The 17,740-nt window shown below is 59.3% G+C and carries 18 protein-coding genes and 1 pseudogene; 13 read left to right on the top strand and 6 right to left on the bottom strand.

Annotation, left to right across the window (positions count from 1 at the left end; translation table 11 throughout):
- The first annotated feature begins 71 nt into the window (after window positions 1-71).
- The 3 genes and pseudogenes from OVA00_RS38600 to OVA00_RS38590 all read left to right on the top strand — a co-directional run bounded on the left by OVA00_RS38600 (window position 72) and on the right by OVA00_RS38590 (window position 2,265).
- Window positions 72-965: an SDR family oxidoreductase gene (locus tag OVA00_RS38600; RefSeq protein ID WP_034800441.1), complete on the top strand. Its 894-nt coding sequence runs from the start codon at window positions 72-74 to the stop codon at window positions 963-965.
- Between the two features lie 119 nt (window positions 966-1,084).
- Window positions 1,085-1,223, top strand: a pseudogene (gene ligD / locus OVA00_RS38595) (non-homologous end-joining DNA ligase LigD); the annotation flags it as partial.
- 484 nt (window positions 1,224-1,707) lie between these two features.
- Complete coding sequence (locus tag OVA00_RS38590; RefSeq protein ID WP_268091028.1) at window positions 1,708-2,265, top strand: DUF4334 domain-containing protein; 558 nt, start codon at window positions 1,708-1,710, stop codon at window positions 2,263-2,265.
- A 46-nt stretch (window positions 2,266-2,311) separates the two neighbouring features.
- On the opposite strand, the gene ku (OVA00_RS38585) is transcribed toward OVA00_RS38590, so the two are convergent.
- From ku (OVA00_RS38585) to OVA00_RS38565, 5 genes are all read right to left on the bottom strand, one after another.
- Complete coding sequence (gene ku, locus OVA00_RS38585) at window positions 2,312-3,124, bottom strand: non-homologous end joining protein Ku (RefSeq protein WP_268091027.1); 813 nt, start codon at window positions 3,122-3,124, stop codon at window positions 2,312-2,314.
- 14 nt (window positions 3,125-3,138) lie between these two features.
- Window positions 3,139-4,032: a non-homologous end joining protein Ku gene (gene ku / locus OVA00_RS38580; protein WP_060606904.1), complete on the bottom strand. Its 894-nt coding sequence runs from the start codon at window positions 4,030-4,032 to the stop codon at window positions 3,139-3,141.
- A gap of 225 nt (window positions 4,033-4,257) precedes the next feature.
- Entirely contained in the window at window positions 4,258-4,863 is a 606-nt protein-coding gene (locus OVA00_RS38575) for a general stress protein (protein WP_029742952.1), read from the bottom strand.
- A gap of 22 nt (window positions 4,864-4,885) precedes the next feature.
- Complete coding sequence (locus OVA00_RS38570; protein ID WP_029742951.1) at window positions 4,886-5,206, bottom strand: PepSY domain-containing protein; 321 nt, start codon at window positions 5,204-5,206, stop codon at window positions 4,886-4,888.
- A 365-nt stretch (window positions 5,207-5,571) separates the two neighbouring features.
- A complete protein-coding gene (locus OVA00_RS38565) occupies window positions 5,572-5,949 on the bottom strand; it encodes a hypothetical protein (RefSeq protein ID WP_034800313.1) in 378 nt (125 codons plus the stop codon).
- 680 nt (window positions 5,950-6,629) lie between these two features.
- Here OVA00_RS38565 and OVA00_RS38560 point away from each other — a divergent pair.
- The 10 genes from OVA00_RS38560 to OVA00_RS40230 all read left to right on the top strand — a co-directional run bounded on the left by OVA00_RS38560 (window position 6,630) and on the right by OVA00_RS40230 (window position 16,465).
- Window positions 6,630-7,178 (top strand): nutrient deprivation-induced protein, encoded by a 549-nt coding sequence (locus OVA00_RS38560; protein ID WP_268091024.1) that lies wholly within the window; start codon window positions 6,630-6,632, stop codon window positions 7,176-7,178.
- Window positions 7,171-7,590, top strand: a complete 420-nt coding sequence (locus OVA00_RS38555) for a phage holin family protein (protein WP_034800315.1) — start codon at window positions 7,171-7,173, stop codon at window positions 7,588-7,590. Before OVA00_RS38560 ends, OVA00_RS38555 begins: the two co-directional genes overlap by 8 nt.
- Entirely contained in the window at window positions 7,587-8,522 is a 936-nt protein-coding gene (locus OVA00_RS38550; protein WP_268091023.1) for a DUF3618 domain-containing protein, read from the top strand. Before OVA00_RS38555 ends, OVA00_RS38550 begins: the two co-directional genes overlap by 4 nt.
- A gap of 597 nt (window positions 8,523-9,119) precedes the next feature.
- On the top strand, window positions 9,120-9,992 hold the full coding sequence (gene coxB, locus OVA00_RS38545) for a cytochrome c oxidase subunit II (protein ID WP_234824594.1): 873 nt from the start codon (window positions 9,120-9,122) through the stop codon (window positions 9,990-9,992).
- The gene (gene ctaD, locus OVA00_RS38540) at window positions 9,989-12,505 is read left to right on the top strand and encodes a cytochrome c oxidase subunit I (RefSeq protein ID WP_060643574.1); all 2,517 of its coding nucleotides are present in this window, start codon (window positions 9,989-9,991) and stop codon (window positions 12,503-12,505) included. Before coxB ends, ctaD begins: the two co-directional genes overlap by 4 nt.
- Complete coding sequence (locus OVA00_RS38535) at window positions 12,505-12,885, top strand: hypothetical protein (RefSeq protein WP_060606889.1); 381 nt, start codon at window positions 12,505-12,507, stop codon at window positions 12,883-12,885. The genes ctaD and OVA00_RS38535 overlap by 1 nt, the downstream gene beginning before the upstream one ends.
- Complete coding sequence (locus tag OVA00_RS38530; protein ID WP_060606886.1) at window positions 12,882-13,511, top strand: cytochrome c oxidase assembly protein; 630 nt, start codon at window positions 12,882-12,884, stop codon at window positions 13,509-13,511. The genes OVA00_RS38535 and OVA00_RS38530 overlap by 4 nt, the downstream gene beginning before the upstream one ends.
- Complete coding sequence (locus OVA00_RS38525; protein ID WP_063894947.1) at window positions 13,511-14,578, top strand: c-type cytochrome; 1,068 nt, start codon at window positions 13,511-13,513, stop codon at window positions 14,576-14,578. The genes OVA00_RS38530 and OVA00_RS38525 overlap by 1 nt, the downstream gene beginning before the upstream one ends.
- A gap of 48 nt (window positions 14,579-14,626) precedes the next feature.
- Window positions 14,627-15,961 carry a PQQ-dependent sugar dehydrogenase gene (locus OVA00_RS38520; protein ID WP_268091022.1) on the top strand — a complete coding sequence of 445 codons (1,335 nt, stop codon included), beginning with the start codon at window positions 14,627-14,629 and terminating at the stop codon, window positions 15,959-15,961.
- A 108-nt stretch (window positions 15,962-16,069) separates the two neighbouring features.
- Complete coding sequence (locus OVA00_RS40230; protein ID WP_371590207.1) at window positions 16,070-16,465, top strand: DUF6894 family protein; 396 nt, start codon at window positions 16,070-16,072, stop codon at window positions 16,463-16,465.
- A gap of 291 nt (window positions 16,466-16,756) precedes the next feature.
- On the opposite strand, the gene OVA00_RS38515 is transcribed toward OVA00_RS40230, so the two are convergent.
- The gene (locus OVA00_RS38515) at window positions 16,757-17,734 is read right to left on the bottom strand and encodes a quinone oxidoreductase family protein (protein WP_060606883.1); all 978 of its coding nucleotides are present in this window, start codon (window positions 17,732-17,734) and stop codon (window positions 16,757-16,759) included.
- Window positions 17,735-17,740: the final 6 nt, after the last annotated feature.

Below are 17,740 nucleotides of genomic sequence, written 5' to 3'. Positions count from 1 at the left end.
CCGAATTGCTGGACGGGAACCCGAAACCAATCGACGAGTTTAACCGATTATCGCCACATGAGGATTTACCAATGACCGATCGTCTGATGATGCAAGATCCCCGAACACAGTACCCCTCGCCGCCGTTTGACCCTCAACCACAATCCATGCCCGGTATTGTTGGTAGGATGCATCCAAAGCCCGATCACGGCGAGAAAACCTACAAAGGGGCAGGTCGGTTGAAAGGGCGCAAAGCCCTGATCACCGGAGGAGATTCTGGCATTGGACGAGCCGCAGCGATTGCGTTTGCACGGGAGGGTGCCGACGTCGCCATATCGTTCCTGCCGGAGGAAGAACCGGACGCGAAAGAGGTTATCGAGTTGATCGAGGCCGAGGGCCGCAAGGCGCTCGCCTTGCCGGGTGATGTGAAGGATGAAGACTGGTGCCGCGCGTTGGTGTCGCGGGCACTGTCCGAGCTTGGTGGCATAGATATCCTGGTGATCAACGCGGCCCGTCAACAGTTTCGCAAGAACGTCTCGCTTGTAACGTCCGAGGACTTTGACGCCACGCTGAAGACCAACCTCTACGCCTTGCACTGGATTGCTCAGGCCGCCGAGCCGCATTTGCCCCCAGGTGCGTCCGTCATCACAACCGCGTCCATCCAGGCATATCAGCCATCGCCAATTCTCCTCGACTACGCCACGACCAAAGCTGGGATCGTCGCCTACACCAAGGCACTCGCAAAACAACTCATCGAGAAGGGTGTCCGGGCCAACGTCGTGGCACCGGGTCCATTCTGGACGGTCTTGCAGCCAAGCGGCGGCCAGCCTGACGAGAAAGTGAAGAACTTCGGGAAGGACAGCGATTTCGGTCGGCCCGGCCAGCCGGTTGAGCTGGCCCCTATTTACGTCTTCCTCGCCTCGCAGGAGGCAAGTTTCGTCAATGGTGAAGTTTACGGTGCGACCGGCGGAAAAGGCGTTGATTGATGCCGTATGATTTCGGCGCGGCCGGTGCCGACGGCCGACGGGCTGGTGCGGCAAGGCGCCTTCAAGGGGCTCCGCGAGGATAAGCCAGCTGCCGAAATTAAGGCAGAAAAGCCGGCCCGACGGCGGTCGCTCCACTATCGCCGCGAGCCCGGTCAGGGGCGACTGCCTCCATGCCTCTCAAATTGGGCGCAAGTGAAATCCGATCTCGGCCCGAAGCGGTTCATAGCGCGCACGGTCCCGGCGCCCTCACCAAAATCAGGGCCGAACCGCCGAGCGACGTTCGCGGTTAGAACTTCGTCAACGCTGGGCAGAAACGGAAGCCGAGCGAAGCGAACCGGAGACAAGGAAGGCACGTGGACAGGCACAATTAGTGACGAGGAGCAGGATGTAAAGGCAAAGGGCAAGGAAAAAAATACACGCGCGCTATCCGATACTCCTCGATGGGAGATCGCCCCTACGAGCGCGCGATCGCCACGCATGTTGGAGTAGTCCTTCTAACCAGGTCTTACGGCGAAATAGCAGATATCAGAACGGTCCGTAATCTCTATTTCCCTCCATGGGTGCGATGAACTTGTCTAGGCTACCTGGCCGCGGGGTTCACTCGATGAACTGGTAAGGACCTGGTCCGAAAAAACGTCGCCGACCTCTGAACTCAAGCGGGGCTGATGGTTTCCGACATTGGAAGATTTGCGGCAGGCGCGTCGCGGGGGCCGATTGAAACGAGAAGCCGGGAGGCGTAGAGGTGAGGAGAGACAATGCGGTAAATGATCAGCAACGGGCGCTGGAACAGTTTCTGCGGCTTCCGCCGCTGGAACCGTGCGAGCTTGCCGGCCTCTGGCAAGGTCGGGGAGTTCCAACTGGTCATCCCTTCGATGGCGTCTTGGAGAACCTCGGCTGGTTCGGCAAACGGTTCAATCCGGATCTGCGGGCCGATGCCCTTCTTTTTCACGTCGGTGGGCGAAAACTGCGAGCCATCGATCCGAAGTGGGTTCCGCTTCCCCTCGCACTTCGCTTTCATGCGTTTGGAAGAACGGCCCTTGCCGCCGTGCTTTTTGCCGGTCTTCAACGGTGCCTTCAGGCAAAGGGTCCCGTCGCCTCGATCAAAACGGTTGCCTTTGAAGGCGTCGCAAGCGCGGCCATGATCTATGACGACCAGCCGATCGTCGACCATTTTCGACGGATCAATGACGACAGCTTGATGGGACTGATGGCCATGCGAGATGACGATCGGTTTTATGTTTTTGAACTTGAGAGGGTCATCGATCCCATCGCGCTGGCGCAGAACCTGCCCGTGGGCTGACGAGAGCCAGCCGTGCCGTCGTCAAGGTCTAAGGGTCGCGGATGGTTCATTTCCGGGGACGACGCTCCGCTGCGACCGACTTTTTCAAGGCGTCCATGATGTTGACGACGTTGCTGGGTGGCGATGGTGTGGTTGACGATTTGGACTTGGCCCTGGACGGTTTCTTTATCGCTTTCTTCTTGGCAGCGATGATGTCAACCAGGCGTTCCTGCACGGGGTCCTCCACCATGCGGGGGCTCCAATCCTTCGTCAGCTTCTTTATCAATCGCTGCACAAGCGGCATCATTTCGGGGTCCGCCTTGGCGTCGCTCGCGGTGGTGAAGTACGTTTCTTCGCCACGAACTTCGTCGCCGTAGCGCAATGTCCAGAGCACGATCCCCTTGCCACGCGGCTCGAGCATGACGGCTCGTTCCCGACGCGATATGACCAGTCGTGAAATACCGACCATTTTCTGAGCTTCCATCGCATCTCGGATAACAGAAAAGGCCTCCTGGCCGACCGGTTCGCTCGGAGAAAGGTAGTAAGGCGTATCGAGCCATATCCACTCGAGGCTGTCGCGCGGGGTGAACGTCGAGATATCAATGGTCCTGGTGCTTTCGAGTGCGACGGTCTCAAGCTCCTCGTCCTCGATCACGACATACTCCTTTTCCCCGCGCTGGTAACCCATGACCTCATCGTCTTCCTTGACCTCTTTCCCGGTTACCGCATCGACGAAGTGACTGACGACACGGTTCTCGGTCTCGCGATTAAGCGTGTGGAAGCGAACTTTTTCGCTATCGGACGTGGCCGGCATCATCTCAACCGGGCACGTCACCAGCGAGAGTTTCAAATAGCCTTTCCAGTACGGGCGGACAGCCATGGCTCAATCTCCCGTCAGCCGGTGCGACGCGACGTTGCCGCCTGTTTCGACTTGGAAGACGAGCTCGACTCCTTTTGCCGACGAGCGCCCTTGTTTGCGTTGGCCGCTTGACGCTTGGACTTCGACTTGCTCGGATTGACGCCTGCGCTCTCGCGGAGCGCCTTGAGCAGATCGCCGGGCTTGGATGCTACGGGCAACTTTTTCTTCGGCAGGGCACGCCCCTCGATTTTGGCTTTGACCAGCTCGGCAACAGCCGCCTCGTACCGATCATCAAAGTCGCCGGGGTCAAAACTGCCTTTCTTGGTGCGGATAATGTGCTCTGCAAGTTCCAGCATCTCGCCCTCGATCTTGAGGTCGGGAAGCTCCTGGAACGCCTCTTTCGAAGATCGCACTTCATAGTCAAAGTTGAGGGTTGCCGCCACCAGCCCCTTGCCGTGTGCGCGGATAAGTACGGTTCGTAGCCGGCGAAAAAGCACGGTCTTGGCGATCGCGGCGACCTTGGCCTTAGCCATCCCATCACGGAGCAGTGCGAAAGCCTCCCCGCCCATCTTGTCGGGTGCAAGATAGTAGGGTTTGTCGAAATAGGTTGTGTCGATCTGCGAGCAGGGAATGAAGGCCTCAATCTTCAGGGTCTTGTCGCTTTCCGGAACCACCGCTGCGACTTCTTCAGGTTCCAGGACGACGTATCGTCCACCCTCGATTTCATAGCCTTTTACCTGATCGTCGGCCTGAACGGGCTCTCCCGACTCGCTGTCAACGAACTCGCGCTTTACCCGGTTGCCTGTTTTTCGATTGAGCCTATGGAAGCTGATGCGTTCGGACGAGGACGCGGCGGTGTAAAGTGCCACTGGACAGGTGACCTCTCCGAACTTGATGTAGCCTTTCCAGTTCGCTCGCGGGGCAACCATGGCTCCATTCCTTTCGACACCCGGGAGGACGCAACCTGTCGGTATGCAAATCGTTCCACGGTCAATTTCGTCAAACTCTACGAAACGTCTAAGCGCTTTTGTCAGGTGCCGTTGTTGCGCCTGAGTTGGGCGCCGGGACGAGAGAGCCTGCCAATCATCAGGAACGTGCGAAGGCCAGTTTACGGTTCAGGTGATTTGAACGCATCATGGCCGCCTTGGTTCAAACTAGCGCATGCTCTCGAGACGTTGACGTTCCTTCTCGACTTCGTCGGCGGTGTAGGGATCGAGCGTCTCGTCAAAGCGTGTCCAGCCCTGTTCCGTGTAGGCGGCGCGGCGTTGGACAGGATCCACCCAGGTCCCTCGGCGCAGGATCGCTTCGGCATCCGCCTGGAGCGCGTCGTCGACCCGTGCCGTGACGACCGTGCCACCGCGCCGTACGCCTTCCGCATAGACATGGGCATGTTCCTCCGGAACGCCCGAATCCGTCATCGCTCCGATAATCCCGCCGGCGGCACCACCTGCTACCGCGCCGGCGGCAGCACCCGCCGCGGTCGCGGCAAGCCAACCGGCTGCGACCACCGGCCCGACACCCGGGATGGCCATGAGCCCGAGACCAGTCAACAGGCCGCCAATGCCACCGACCGCAGCGCCGACACCGGCGCCCGTCCCAGCGCCTTCAGCCGCGTTGCTTTCGTCTGCAGTGCCGTACCAATCGCCAACATTGTTGGAAACGATGCTGATGTCGTCCGACGGCACGCCGCGATCTTCAAGGGCTGACACTGCTGCTTGGGCGTCCGAATAGTCGTCAAAAAGTCCACTAACGGTTTTCATGGGAATTTCCTCGTTGCTGGAGTTAGTTGGCAACAATGTTGCCCTGGTAGTCGAGCGCGACCTGCATGGATTTGCCGTCCTTCGAGGCAGTTGCACGCCAGACGCCCTTGTCGTCGAGCTTTAGACCGGTCACATCGGTGTAGCCGGCATCAGTAAGGCGATCCTTGGCCTGTTCTTCAGTGAAACTGTTGGCACCGGCGACGGGCGCTGTTGGATTGGTGGTGTCTGGTGTTGCCACGGCAGGCGTATCACCATCTGCCGTAGCCGGAGGTGTGGCGGTCTGCGCGAGCGCGCCCAAACTCGATGCGCCGAGGAAGACCGCGGCGAGCAGTACGTTCTTCATGATGTTCGGTTCCTTGTTCTCAGCCCGTTAAAGGCAATGTTCAAACTCGGCGAAACGCTTTTGGTTCCTAAGCATTTGGTCTTTTCCACTCCCGACCGGAGCACTCGAACCATGAGCGGAGGCTAGTCCGCAATTCTTTGCGCTTACGCAAGTTGCATTTGCCGAAGTCGGGTGGTGCTTTTAGCATCAAGAAGTCAACGCCGGACGTTCTCTGCTTTGTAGGAAATGTGATTGCTGCGGATAGTCGACGTGCCATCGTGAGCCGAGCCTCACTGGCACGCCCGATGGTCTGGCGCCGCAAATCTCGTTTAGCGTTGGCCCTCGAACGCCGTCCGCCGAGACCCATCAGTTAGAAGGTGCCATGCTTATTTTCTGGCGCTTTTGCCTCTTTGCATGAGAAGCTGCATTTCTTCAAATCGGCGTCGGCGTTCGCCATCTTCCTGGTCGGAAGAGTAGCAAGTCCGGGAGACGCAGAAGCGTAGGAGTTTTGTGATCGGATTTGGCTGATCGAATTCGCAGTCGAACGTATCTGACATTTCGGCCTTCTTCGTATCCGATCTCTCAGAATATTTGAAGCGGACGCCAGGGGGCTTAAGCTCAGGGAACGATTGCACGACCCCGACATTCAGCGTGTCGGTCATGAAAAAATTCCTTGCGACCGACGTGCAGGCCGATTCAAGTTCGGCACTTTGGGCAAAGGCTGGGCCAGCGATAAGAACTGCGGTGACAGGAAGCCATTTCATTTTCCTCTCCATTCGCACCTGGTCCACACGAAAAGGTTGTTGCGTGAACCCGAAAAGACCGGGAAAAGTTCCAATCCATCAGCAAAATGCAGACAACCGATAGAAACCCACGCCTGGTCCAAGAAAATCTCCTACCACCACGACCTCATCGAGGTTTCAAGGAGCGAATGGAGGGACGCCGAGCTTAGTTCAAGGTGGGCCGCCAGTCGATGTCGTCATGCTGGACAAGAACCTTCAGGGGATAGCGGGCTTCCGGTAGCAGACGCCTGCAAGGAGAAATCGATAGCGTTTCTTATCTTGAGGTTCGGGAGCGCCCAAACTGCCCCAATTCTCTCCAAGCCGTTTTCGAGCTAGGCCCTCATCGAGGGGGTTGAGGCCCTTCTTGAGCAAAGCAAGAGGAACGGCATCTTCCTCAACACGATCGGACAGTAGAGCCCTACGCTAGCAGCACCGCAGCGTCCGTTGGCGGACGCTGCGGTGCTGTGCAGGGGCTGAGGGAGTCCCTGCGCAGGGCGGGGTTGTTCCACGAGATCGATCGCAGTCGCCCAGCGTCTTCATTGGGCAGCGCCTTCGGATCGAACAAACGCCAAGCCGAGTGCCGTATGAGGCAGGGAACAAGATAGCGATCCGCTGGTTGGATCGCAACGAAGGGCCCGCGTCAGAGAACCAGGAGGTTTGTGATGATCGAAAACCCGGAGAACCGTATTCAACAACAACAACAGCAACCTATTTCGCCCTCACAAGAAGGCGGCCCTTATTCTGGGGGGGGCGAGAGCGATGCAGGTTGGCCCCGCGTCGACCAGAACGTCGCGAGCGACGATCTTTCGGGCCAGGCAAAAGCGGCGGCAGCCAAAGTCGTGGATGACGAAAAGGGGGCATTGGCGCGCCAATTGCGTGGTCTTGCTGGCGCCATGGAGAAGGTGGGATCTGAACTTCGCGATTCCGATCAACCGGGGCTTGGCCGCTACACCCAGGACCTTGGAAATTCGATCGGACGGCTGGCCCGCGAATGCGAAGACCGGGATCTCGGTGAAATCGCGTCGATTGCAGAAAACTATGGGCGGAAGCAGCCCCTTGCCTTTCTTGGCATGGCAGCGCTTGCGGGACTGGCAGCGAGCCGATTTCTGATCGCTTCGGCAAAGCGAACGGCCACCAAGACATCGAACTCCTCGTCATCCCCACGCGCAGGCGACGATTGGTCATTTGAAAAGGACTTCCGCGATGCATAACCCCCGTGACGACCGCTCTTTACCCGACCTGATGACGGGACTGGTGACCGATATAGCCGGACTGTTTCGCAAGGAGATCGACCTCGCCAAGGCCGAGGCAAGCGAGAATATTGACCGGGCGATCGGCAGCATCGAGACGCTCATGGTTGGCCTTATCTTTGCTATTGCCGCGATCGGCGTGCTTCTGAGCGCGGTGGTCGAGGGTCTGGGCGCCTTTTTGATGCAGCAGGGAATGCAAGAGGCAAATGCCCATGCGCTCTCAGCGGTCGCCGTTGGTCTTGTCGTCGGCGTCCTCGCGTGGGTTATGATTTCGCGCAGCCTTGCCAGGCTCGGAAACCGCAGCATTCGGTTTGAAAAAACGACGGCGTCGCTCCAGCGCGACCTCGACGTGGCCAAGGAGACAGTGAAATGAACGTCGACATGCATTCGTCCGCGGACCTTCAACGGGAGATCGAGACCGACCGTCAAAGGATTGAAGAAAAACTGCATGCCATTCAAGAGCGAATGTCGCCTGGCGAATTAATGGATGAATTCATCGCCTATGCCAGAAGGAGCGGAGGTGCCGACTTCCTCAACAATCTGGGTGGGGCAATGAAGGCGAACCCGATCCCAGTCGCATTGACAGGGATCGGTCTTGCATGGCTCCTTGCCGATCCCGCCTCGCGAGCGCCTCAAGCGTCGGGCGTTGACAAGGGAGTGGATGATTACCCGCTTGCGCGAGTAAAGGGCAATTTGCGACGGGTGGGACCGATCGAGGCAAATTTTGGCGAGCGCTACAGCCATTTTGAGGATGAGGACGGCAGTCGTTTTCGCGCGAAGACCGATGCGGCCGGCCGAAGGGCCGGTCACTTCGTCGATCCGAGTGGAACCGTCTATCGCGGTTTCGCCGATACGTCGGGCCAGGCGATTGCGGAAATCCGGGATGAGGCAGGCAGTTTGTTCGATGAAACAACCGGCTGGGCATCAGCGACATGGCGTGAGGTGAAGGGGGCGGCCAGCGGTGTTTCCGGTGCCGTTTCAGATGCCGCCCGGTCAGCAACCGACAGCATTCGGAGCGCCCATGAGAGTGCTCAGGATCACGGGGCGCAGCTGAATGCCGCCATGCTCAAGACATTTCGAGATCAGCCTCTGGTTGGCGGAGCGCTGGCCTTTGCGATCGGTGCGGCCATCGGAGCGGCACTCCCCGCAACGGACTTTGAGGATGAGACCGCTGGCGAAGTTTCGGATCGCCTTCGCGGCCAGCTTCAAGCAACGGCTGGTGCAGCTGCCGAGGGCGCGATCGAGGGTGCCAAGAACGCCTTGGGAGATGCCAACAAGCCTGAAAACGAAAACCCTTCTGGCTGACGGCTGGAAATTGTCACTGACCGCAACCTTGCGGACGCCCGCTGTTTGCTAGGGGCAGAGGCGATCCCCGCGCGCGCTGAGGATTTGCGATCTTGGCGTTCAGGAGAATGCCGATCGCGTCGCGAAGTCTTCTCTGCTTTTGGGAGTGGCGGCAGCCGTCCTTCGGTTCCTGCGGCAATGCGGCGCGCCTCGCTCAATCGAGCGAAACGCCGTTCATGCGATGGGCAACTTCGATAACGCGCACGAATTTGTCCGCTCTTGATTGTGCCCATCGCACCATCGCAGATTGCATCCTTACCGATCAGGCCGTAAGCGGCAACGAGCATCGGAACCTCCCTGTCGAGTGCGGTGCGTAGCTCACCGTTCAACACCTACCAATCCCGAGAAGTTAAAATCGGCGCGGGAACGCTTTCTGGAACTTTGCGGGGAGGCTCGGGTTAAGCGATCAACTCTTCTGGAAAGGACAGTAAAACGCCACGCCTCCGATCTCAAAGACGAAAATTGCTCCAAAGGCTGCCCTTAATCGCGGTTGCTCTGCCTGGCTGCCAGGGCACTCAATCCGCGTTGAGCCCTGCGGGTTCGGAAGCAGAGGCGACGTTGACCCTGTTTGTCGTCATGTCGATCGGCGCAGCCGCGATCTGGTTCGCGGTGGTCGCCTTCGTCTGCTTTGCCGTGCGCAGTCAAAGACGAGTTTTCGCAGAGCCTGCCGCAAGCCGGCTCGTCCTGTGGGGCGGCGGCGTGTTCCCAACTGTGACGCTCTTTGCCCTTTTGACATATGCATTCTGGTTAATGCCGACGCTTAGACCTTCGCCGACTTTTCGCGATGCTACGGATTTTCGGGTCGAAGTCACCGGCAGGCAATATTGGTGGCAGGTGGTCTATGTCCATCGCGGCCTCACAATCGCAGCGGCAAACGAGATCCGCTTGCCGGTCGGTCGGCGAATAGAATTTTTACTGAAGAGCGATGACGTGATCCATTCCTTCTGGATACCCTCTCTCGGGGGCAAGATGGATATGATCCCGGGTCGCGAAAACCGCCTTTCGCTGATGGCGCAAAGAACGGGGGTATTTCGCGGCGCGTGCGCCGAATTTTGCGGGACGTCTCACGCATTCATGGCGCTCACCGCAGTGACCATGGAACCCGACGCGTTCGACGCATGGCTTGCCAGCCAGGCGAAAGCCTCGATAAACGTCGCGGGAGAGGGGCGTGCTCTCTTCTTGCGCCATGGCTGTGGCTCCTGTCATCGCGTTGCGGGCACGGAGGCCGCAGGCGCGGCTGGACCCGATCTTTCTCACCTAGGGTCTCGGCAGATGCTAGGAGCCGGGATCGTCGCCAACACCGAGGACAACATTGCTGGCTTCATCGCGAACCCGGGTGCGATCAAGCCTGGTGCGGCCATGCCCGCTTTCTCCATGCTGGCGCCGCAAGATATCCGTGCAATCGCCGCCTGGCTGAAAGGACTGAGATGACCGAGCCGGGCGCCCGCGCGAGTGAAGAGGAGCGCGCAGCGCAGAGCGAGCGGCTGCGCAAAGTCTGGGAGAATCCGCACGGCTGGCGCTACTGGACGAGCGTCAACAACACGCAGGTCGGGCTGTGGTATGCGTCCACCGCCTTCATCTTTCTGCTCTTTGCCGGCGCGCTGGCATTGATTATGCGGGCGCAATTGGCCATGCCCGACAATGATCTGGTTTCGGCGGACTTCTACAATCAGCTATTCACGCTGCACGGGACCGTCATGATGTTCCTGTTTGCCGTGCCAATCTTCGAGGCAGTGGCGATTTTTCTGTTGCCGCCGATGATCGGGGCTCGAGAGTTGCCGTTTCCGCGACTGGGCGCGTTCGGGTTCTGGAGCTTTTTTCTCGGTGGCATCTTTGTGTGCGGCTCGATTTTCTTTGATGCAGCGCCTTCCTCCGGTTGGTTTATGTATCCGCCGTTGGCAACCGACGAAAAACTTTCCGGCATTGGCGCCGACATCTGGCTGCTAGGCCTCTCTTTCATCGAGGTGGCTTCGATTGCAGCGGCGGTGGAGCTCATCGTCGGGATCATGAAATGTCGCGCACCCGGCATGCGTATCAATCTGATGCCGCTCTTCGCCTGGTATCTGCTGATTGTCGCCGGCATGATCCTCTTTGCATTTCCGCCGCTGATTGCCGGCGATATCCTCTTTGAAATGCAGCGCATGTTCGACTGGCCCTTCTTCGATCCGGCACGCGGCGGCGATCCGCTGCTGTGGCAGCACCTTTTCTGGATCTTCGGCCATCCGGAGGTCTACATCATCTTCCTGCCGGCGATTGCCTTGATGGCGATGATCGTTCCGACCTTTTCGGGGCGTCCGATCGTGGGTTACTCCTGGATCGTGCTTGCCGCGGTCGGCACCGGCTTCCTGTCATTCGGCTTGTGGGTACACCACATGTTCGCGACAGGACTGCCCCAGATATCGCTTGCCTTCTTTTCGGCCGCTTCCGAGGCAGTGGCGATCCCAACGGCGGTTCAAGTCTTCGTCTTCATTGCCACCATGCTTGCTGGCCGCGTCATCCTTTCTACTCCAATGCTGTTCGGGGCAGGCGGCATCGCCATTTTCGTCATCGGCGGGCTAACCGGCGTCATGGTGGCAATTGCGCCCTTCGACTGGCAAGCGCACGACACTTACTTCGTGGTTGCCCACCTCCACTATGTCCTGATTGGAGGGATGCTGTTCCCGGTCGTTGCGGGGATCTACTACTATTACCCCCTCATCGATGCAAAACGTCTGTCCAATACGCTCGGACGCATTGCCTTCTGGCTAATGTTTGTCGGTTTCAACGTCACCTTCTTTCCAATGCATCTGACCGGCCTTTTCGGCATGCCGCGTCGGGTTTTTACCTATCCGGCCGACCTTGGGTGGAACCTCTTGAACCTTGTGTCGTCTGTCGGCGCCATCGTGTTTGCCTTCGGCGTTTTGATCGTGGTGTGGGATGTCCTGCGCCCTAAGCACCGGGAGCCTCGCGCCGAACAAAACCCGTGGAATGCCGGAACGCTTGAATGGGTCAGCGAGCCTGAGGAAAACTGGGGTGTGCGCTCCGTTCCCTTCGTTTCGAGCCGCTATCCACTTTGGGATCAACCGACGCTTGCCCGCGAGATCAGCGAGGGGCGATGGTATCTTCCCGACGCCAAGGAAGGGCGTCGCGAAGGCCTGGTCACCTCCGTGCTCGATGCACGGCCGGAACAGGTCTTGCGCGTTGGCGGCACCTCAAAGGTCACCATCCTCTCGGCTTTCTCGCTCGGTGCCGTGTTCATCGCCTTGACGTTTAAGTGGTGGATCGCAGGGGCAATCGCCGCCTTCACCTGTTTCTGTGCGATCCTCTATTGGCTCTGGACGGGGACCGGGGAAATTCCCGAGAAGCCGCAGAAGGACGTCGGCGTTGGGCTCGCCTTGCCGCTTTACGCATCCGGTCCGTCTTCAGTCGGCTGGTGGGCCATGTTCATCACGATGGTGGGCGACAGTACCGCCTTTGCGAGCCTGATCTTCGGCTATTTTTTCTATTGGACGATACACGAAGACTTCACGGCGGGATCAGCTGGTCCCGGAATGATGTGGCCACTGGTTTCGGCAGCGCTCTTTGTCTTTGCGTGGCTCGCCACCTTGGCTGCAAGACATTTCAACGCCCTCGCGCGTACGGCGTTCGCGCGTGCCGCTTTGATCGTGGCCCTCGCCCTGACGGTCGTCGCATCCGCGGCTGGCATCGCGGGGCCCTGGTTGCACGCCATGAACCCGACCGCACATGTTTACCCGGCCATCGTCTGGGTGCTGGTTTGCTGGACAGTCGTTCATGCTTGTGTCGGCGCTGTCATGCTAGCCTATTGTCTTGCGCGAAGCCTTGCCGGGCGCCTTACGAAAACCCACGACATGGACCTGCGCAACGTGGCCCTCTACTGGCATTTCCTGGCAATTACGGCGCTCATCACCTTCTTCGTGATCGGTCTTTTCCCGGAGGCACTTTAATGCGTCTGCTGCCAAGGGAAATCGAAACGTTCTGGACGCTGTTCACGGGGCCGGCCATCTGGGCCGGGCACTTCCTGATATGCTACGCCAGCGCGGCGATTTTCTGTGCCAAACCAGCGTTGTTCGGGATGGAGTTCAAATCCTTGCGCCTAGGCATCGCCGTCATCACGGTTTTAGCGCTCGCAGCCATTGGGCTTTCGGCGTTCCTTGCGTGGCGCCAGTGGGGCTTCGGTGCGCACGATCCTCCGCATGACGATCCGACGCGCCACGATCGCCTTCTGTTTCAGGGGTTTGCAACCTTGCTGCTTGCCGGCTTGAGTTTCGTCGCCGTCCTGATGACGGCACTGCCGACGATCTTTGTTTCGGAGTGCTTGCGATGAGGGCGCTCTGGCTTGCGAATGGTTGCCTCCTTTTGGCCGTTATCTGGCTTGGCCCGCTTTTGAGTGCGTGGCGCGGCTCGGTGACCGCCCACATGCTCGCGCATATGGGGGTCGTAGCAGTCGCAGCACCTCTCATCGCTATAGGTGTTGCTCCCCGTCTCGCCAGCTGTCGCCGGCCCGTGCTCACCGGGTTGCCGATCGTCGCCTCGCTCGTCGAACTCCTGGTGGTCTGGGGTTGGCATGCACCGGCTGCACGTCGGTTGGCGGAGAGTTCGCTTTGGGGCACCGCCCTTGAGCAGGCCTGCTTTCTAGCCGCCGGGTTGTTCCTATGGTCCACGTGTCTTGCGGCCGGGAGCACGAACAGGTCTTCAAGCAATGCGGCAGGCGCCTTCGGTTTGCTGCTGACGACCGTTCATATGACGCTCCTCGGCGCCCTTTTGGCGCTCAGCCCACGCACGCTCTATCAATTTGGCGATGTCACCTGTTTCGGCACGACCTTGACGGCGGCTCAGGATCAGCAACTCGGCGCCGTTGTCATGCTGATGGTTGGCGCCGCAGCCTATCTCGCAGGTGGGGTCGCCTTGCTTTCCGGTCTGCTTGCAGAGCCAAACCGGAGGGTCGCCTGATGCATGTTCGATGGAAGCACCTAGCCGTCGGGCTCGCCATCCTGCCGATCGTCGTCCTTTTTGCCACCTGGATCGGCTTCTTTAACGTCGGTGCGTCATCCGGCCATTGGAGGATAACCGAGTGGTTTTTGCATTTTGCCATGCGTTCGGCTGTTCGCACCTATGCGCTCGCCGTTGATGCCCCGGAGAGGCTACCTGATAACGGCATCCCACCGGCAGCCGGTCACTTTGCCCGTGGCTGTGCCACCTGCCACGGTGCGCCGGGCGAACCGCGGTCCCCCGCAGCACTTGCGATGTTGCCGCAACCGCCGGATCTTTCCGCTGTAGTCGAGCAATGGGAGGACGCAGAACTGTTTCGCATCGTGAAGCACGGGGTTCGCTTCACCGGCATGCCGGCGTGGCCGACCCAGGCGCGCGACGACGAAATCTGGAGCATGGTTGCGTTCCTGCGAAAGCTTCCGGCTATGGATGCGGCCACCTATCGTTTGCTCGCCTATCGCGAGAGGCCACAGCCACCCATGCATGCGTTCCGATTCGAAGATGCATTGGCAGAATGTACCCGCTGCCATGGGACCGATGGGATGGGCTTTAGCCCGCTCACGCCTGTTCTTGCAGGACAGAAGGAGGCCTATCTGCTCGAAAGCCTCAACGCCTATCTCGAGGGACGTAGACCAAGCGGCATGATGCAACTTCCCGTGCAGTCGGTGGATCCGGGGCATCTTCGCGCTCTTGCCAGCCATTTCGCAGCTTTGAAGCGCAATGCGGTGGTGCAACCACTAAAAGACGATCGGGTGGGGCAGGGCGAGCAGATTGCGCAGCACGGCCGTCCCGCCCAAAAAGTTCCGGCATGCTTGGGCTGCCACCAAAATTCGCAACGTAACCCGTCCTACCCAAGGCTTGACGGTCAGCCCGAGGCATTTCTCGCGGCACAACTGAAGCTCTTTCGCGAAGGCTCGCGATCGGGAACTCCGTTCAGCCATTTGATGGAGAGTGCGGCAGAATACCTGTCTGACGCAGATATCGAGAATGTTTCGGCATATTTTTCGAGTTTGCCTCCTGAGGATTGAAACACCTTCGCGCCGAAATCGTTTGGCTCGGTCATTGAGGAGCCGGTCATGAAAAAGCTGCTGATCACCGTTCTTGTTGTCGCTGCGCTTGTGGTTGCCGCGGGTGGGGGCTTAGTTGCGCTGTCCCGGCATGAAGCCACGGTGCCGATCGAGCAGACCTATGGACCGGATCCGGTTCTCGTTGAACCGAAAGCGGAGTGGTTGCCTTCCGTGAACGTCGCCGAGGCCACGCCCTGGCCCAATGGGCAAATGCCCGTCGCGGCGCAAGGGCTTGAAGTCAAGGAATACGCCGGCGATCTGGAGCATCCACGCTGGCTCCATGTGCTGCCCAATGGCGATGTTCTGGTGGCCGAAAGCAATGCGCCGCCGAAGCCCGACGCGGGCTTTTCGATCCGGGCCTTCTTCATGGGCCTCTTCCAGGCTAGAGCCGGTGCCGAGACGAAGAGCGCCAACCGCATATCGCTTCTGCGTGATTCAGATGGTGACGGCGTGGCGGAAACCAAGACACCGTTCATCACTGGGCTCTACTCCCCCTTTGGAATGTCATTGCTCGACAGCATACTCTATGTCGCCAATGCCGACGCCATCGTCGCCTTTCCCTATCAGGAAGGCGCAACGCAAATCACCGGGGCGCCTGACAAGATCGTCGACCTGCCTTCAGGTCGCAACCATCACTGGACAAAGGATGTCATCGCCAGCCGCGACGGAACAAAGCTCTATGCAACCGTGGGCTCCAATTCCAACGTAGCCGAGAATGGCATGGATGAGGAGAAAGGACGAGCCGCGGTCCACGAGATCGACCTCGCCAGCCGACAGACGCGGCTGTTCGCATCCGGTCTTCGCAACCCCAATGGGTTGTCCTGGCAGCCTGATTCAGGCCAGCTCTGGGTCGTCGTCAATGAGCGCGATGAGATCGGCCCTGACCTCGTGCCCGACTATATGACGTCCGTACAAGATGGTGCCTTCTACGGCTGGCCCTATAGCTGGTATGGCCAACATGTTGATGATCGCGTCGAACCCCAGAACCAGGAGCTTGTGGCCGTCGCTATCAAGCCTGACTACGCGCTCGGGCCTCACACGGCGTCACTCGGCCTGACTTTCAACACCGGCGATCTGTTCGGGCCCGAGATGAAAAGCGGTGCCTTTGTCGGTCAACACGGCTCATGGAACCGCATCCCGCGCAGCGGCTACAAGGTCATTTTCGTGCCTTTTGCCGCCGGCCGGCCGTCCGGCCCGCCGCGCGATATCCTCACGGGTTTCCTAAGCGCCGAAGGTAAGGCTTTGGGTCGGCCGGTGGGCGTTGCGATTGCTCGCGACGGCGCGTTGCTGGTCGCCGATGATGTCGGAAACAAGGTGTGGCGCGTAGCACCCCACGCCAATTGAGTGTCGGGATCACCGCAGCGTTCGGCTGACCTTGCCCCTGGGCTGGAGGAATGCGGCGTTGCACGGTGGTCACCGCTTTTCCAGTGCACCATGGCCCGATAGCCGTAAATGTCACCGTCACGCTCCTGTCACGCGACAAGGCGGTCAGGGCCCGATAAGTTGCGCGCTCATGTCAAGCCTCGAATTGTCGCTGGCAGCGCGCTTTGTTTCATCAGCGCAGCGGCATCACGTACGGAGTGGGATCTCATGCGCCGCTATCTATTTAATATCCATACAGCAGGCGTCGTTAGCCGCGACGAAGTCGGTCGAAAGTATTCATCGGATGGGGCTGCCGTCGCTTACGGTCAACGGGTCGTAGATGAGCTGACCAAGGATGAGGAATATTACGACGCCATAATAGATGTGGTCACGGCATCTGGACGGTTGGTTGCGCGACTTATATCGCGCAACGCTCCGCCCATGCGTCCCGTGAGCCAGCCGACGCGCCAAGTTTCATTGCATTGAGCATTATCTTCAGTGAGAATCTCTCCCGATCGCTAAGGGACAGGATGGAGTTTTCGCAGCATCTCCGGGGAGATCATCGATATTGCTCGTTCACTGGTGTGTCAAAGTGAGCTGAGCGCGGCGGCGGTACCTAACCTGGCGACCCCGCCCGAGGAGCGATGCTCGCAGTCCGCCTGGTTCCCGTCGCGACCTGTTGGATGTAGCTCTCAGGATATCGCGGCCAATTTACAAACAAGCGACACGGAAGAATGGTTGTCGGGGCTGTCGACTGCTCATCCAAACGTGGGTTGTTCACGACCCTCCTGGAATCAGGAGCAGCTTGCCAGTTGTCTTGCGGCTGGCCATGTCCTTATGTGCCTGCGCAGCATCCTTGAGAGGGTAGCTTCCCCCTGCAGTGACCTTCAACGACCCGTCCGCGATCCAATCGAAAAGCCGGCCGGCGCGCTCGCGAAAGAGTTCGGGTGAGTGGATATGATCGAAGAAGACGCCATAGCCGATCTTGACGCTTTTCGGCAGGCTCATGATGTCGAGCGGGCCCGGCCCACCCAGCACCGGGCCATACCAACAGAGCGTTCCTGACCGCCGCAGTACTTCGAGGGACGCTTTGAATGTCTTGGGACCGGAGCCATCATAGACCACGTCCACTCCCCGACCACCGGTGAAGCGGAGCACCTCGTTGACAAACTCTCCTTCTGTATCGACGATCACGTGCTCAGCGCCGGCATTTTGCGCGATGGCGACCTTGTCTTTCGATGACACGCGCCCGATGACGCGCCCGCCTCGGAGCGTTATGATCTGCGTCAGGAGCAGTCCTACGCCGCCCGCTGCAGCATGAACGAGCGCGATGTCCCCAGGTTGGACGGGATAGAAATCGGTGGCAAAGTGGCTGGCGGTCAGGCCCTGCATCATGATTGATGCGGCCGTTCGGTCATCAATGAAGTCGGGGACCTTGATGAGCGACGTTGCCGGGATCGACAGCCGCTCGGAGTAGCTTCCGGGGGCATAGACCCAGGCGACGTGATCGCCCACGGCAAGATCCGTAACGCCGTCGCCAACACTGAGCACGCGGCCGGCGCCCTCGACGCCAAGCACTTTCGGGTTCGGGGTTTCCGTCCACGCCATGCCCTGCCGAACGCCGATATCCATGAAATTCACACCTGCCACGCGGACCTCAACGATAACGTGTCCGGGCGTTGCCACAGGCTCTGGGCGCTCGACGAATTCCATAACGTCGCTATCGCCCATGCCGTTCATGACCACAGCTTTCATAGTCAG

Source organism: Ensifer sp. SL37 (assembly GCF_026672675.1).
Classification (GTDB): domain Bacteria; phylum Pseudomonadota; class Alphaproteobacteria; order Rhizobiales; family Rhizobiaceae; genus Ensifer; species Ensifer adhaerens.
The sequence above is the reverse complement of the archived record's forward strand: the minus strand, read 5'-3'. Positions and strand labels throughout refer to the sequence as shown.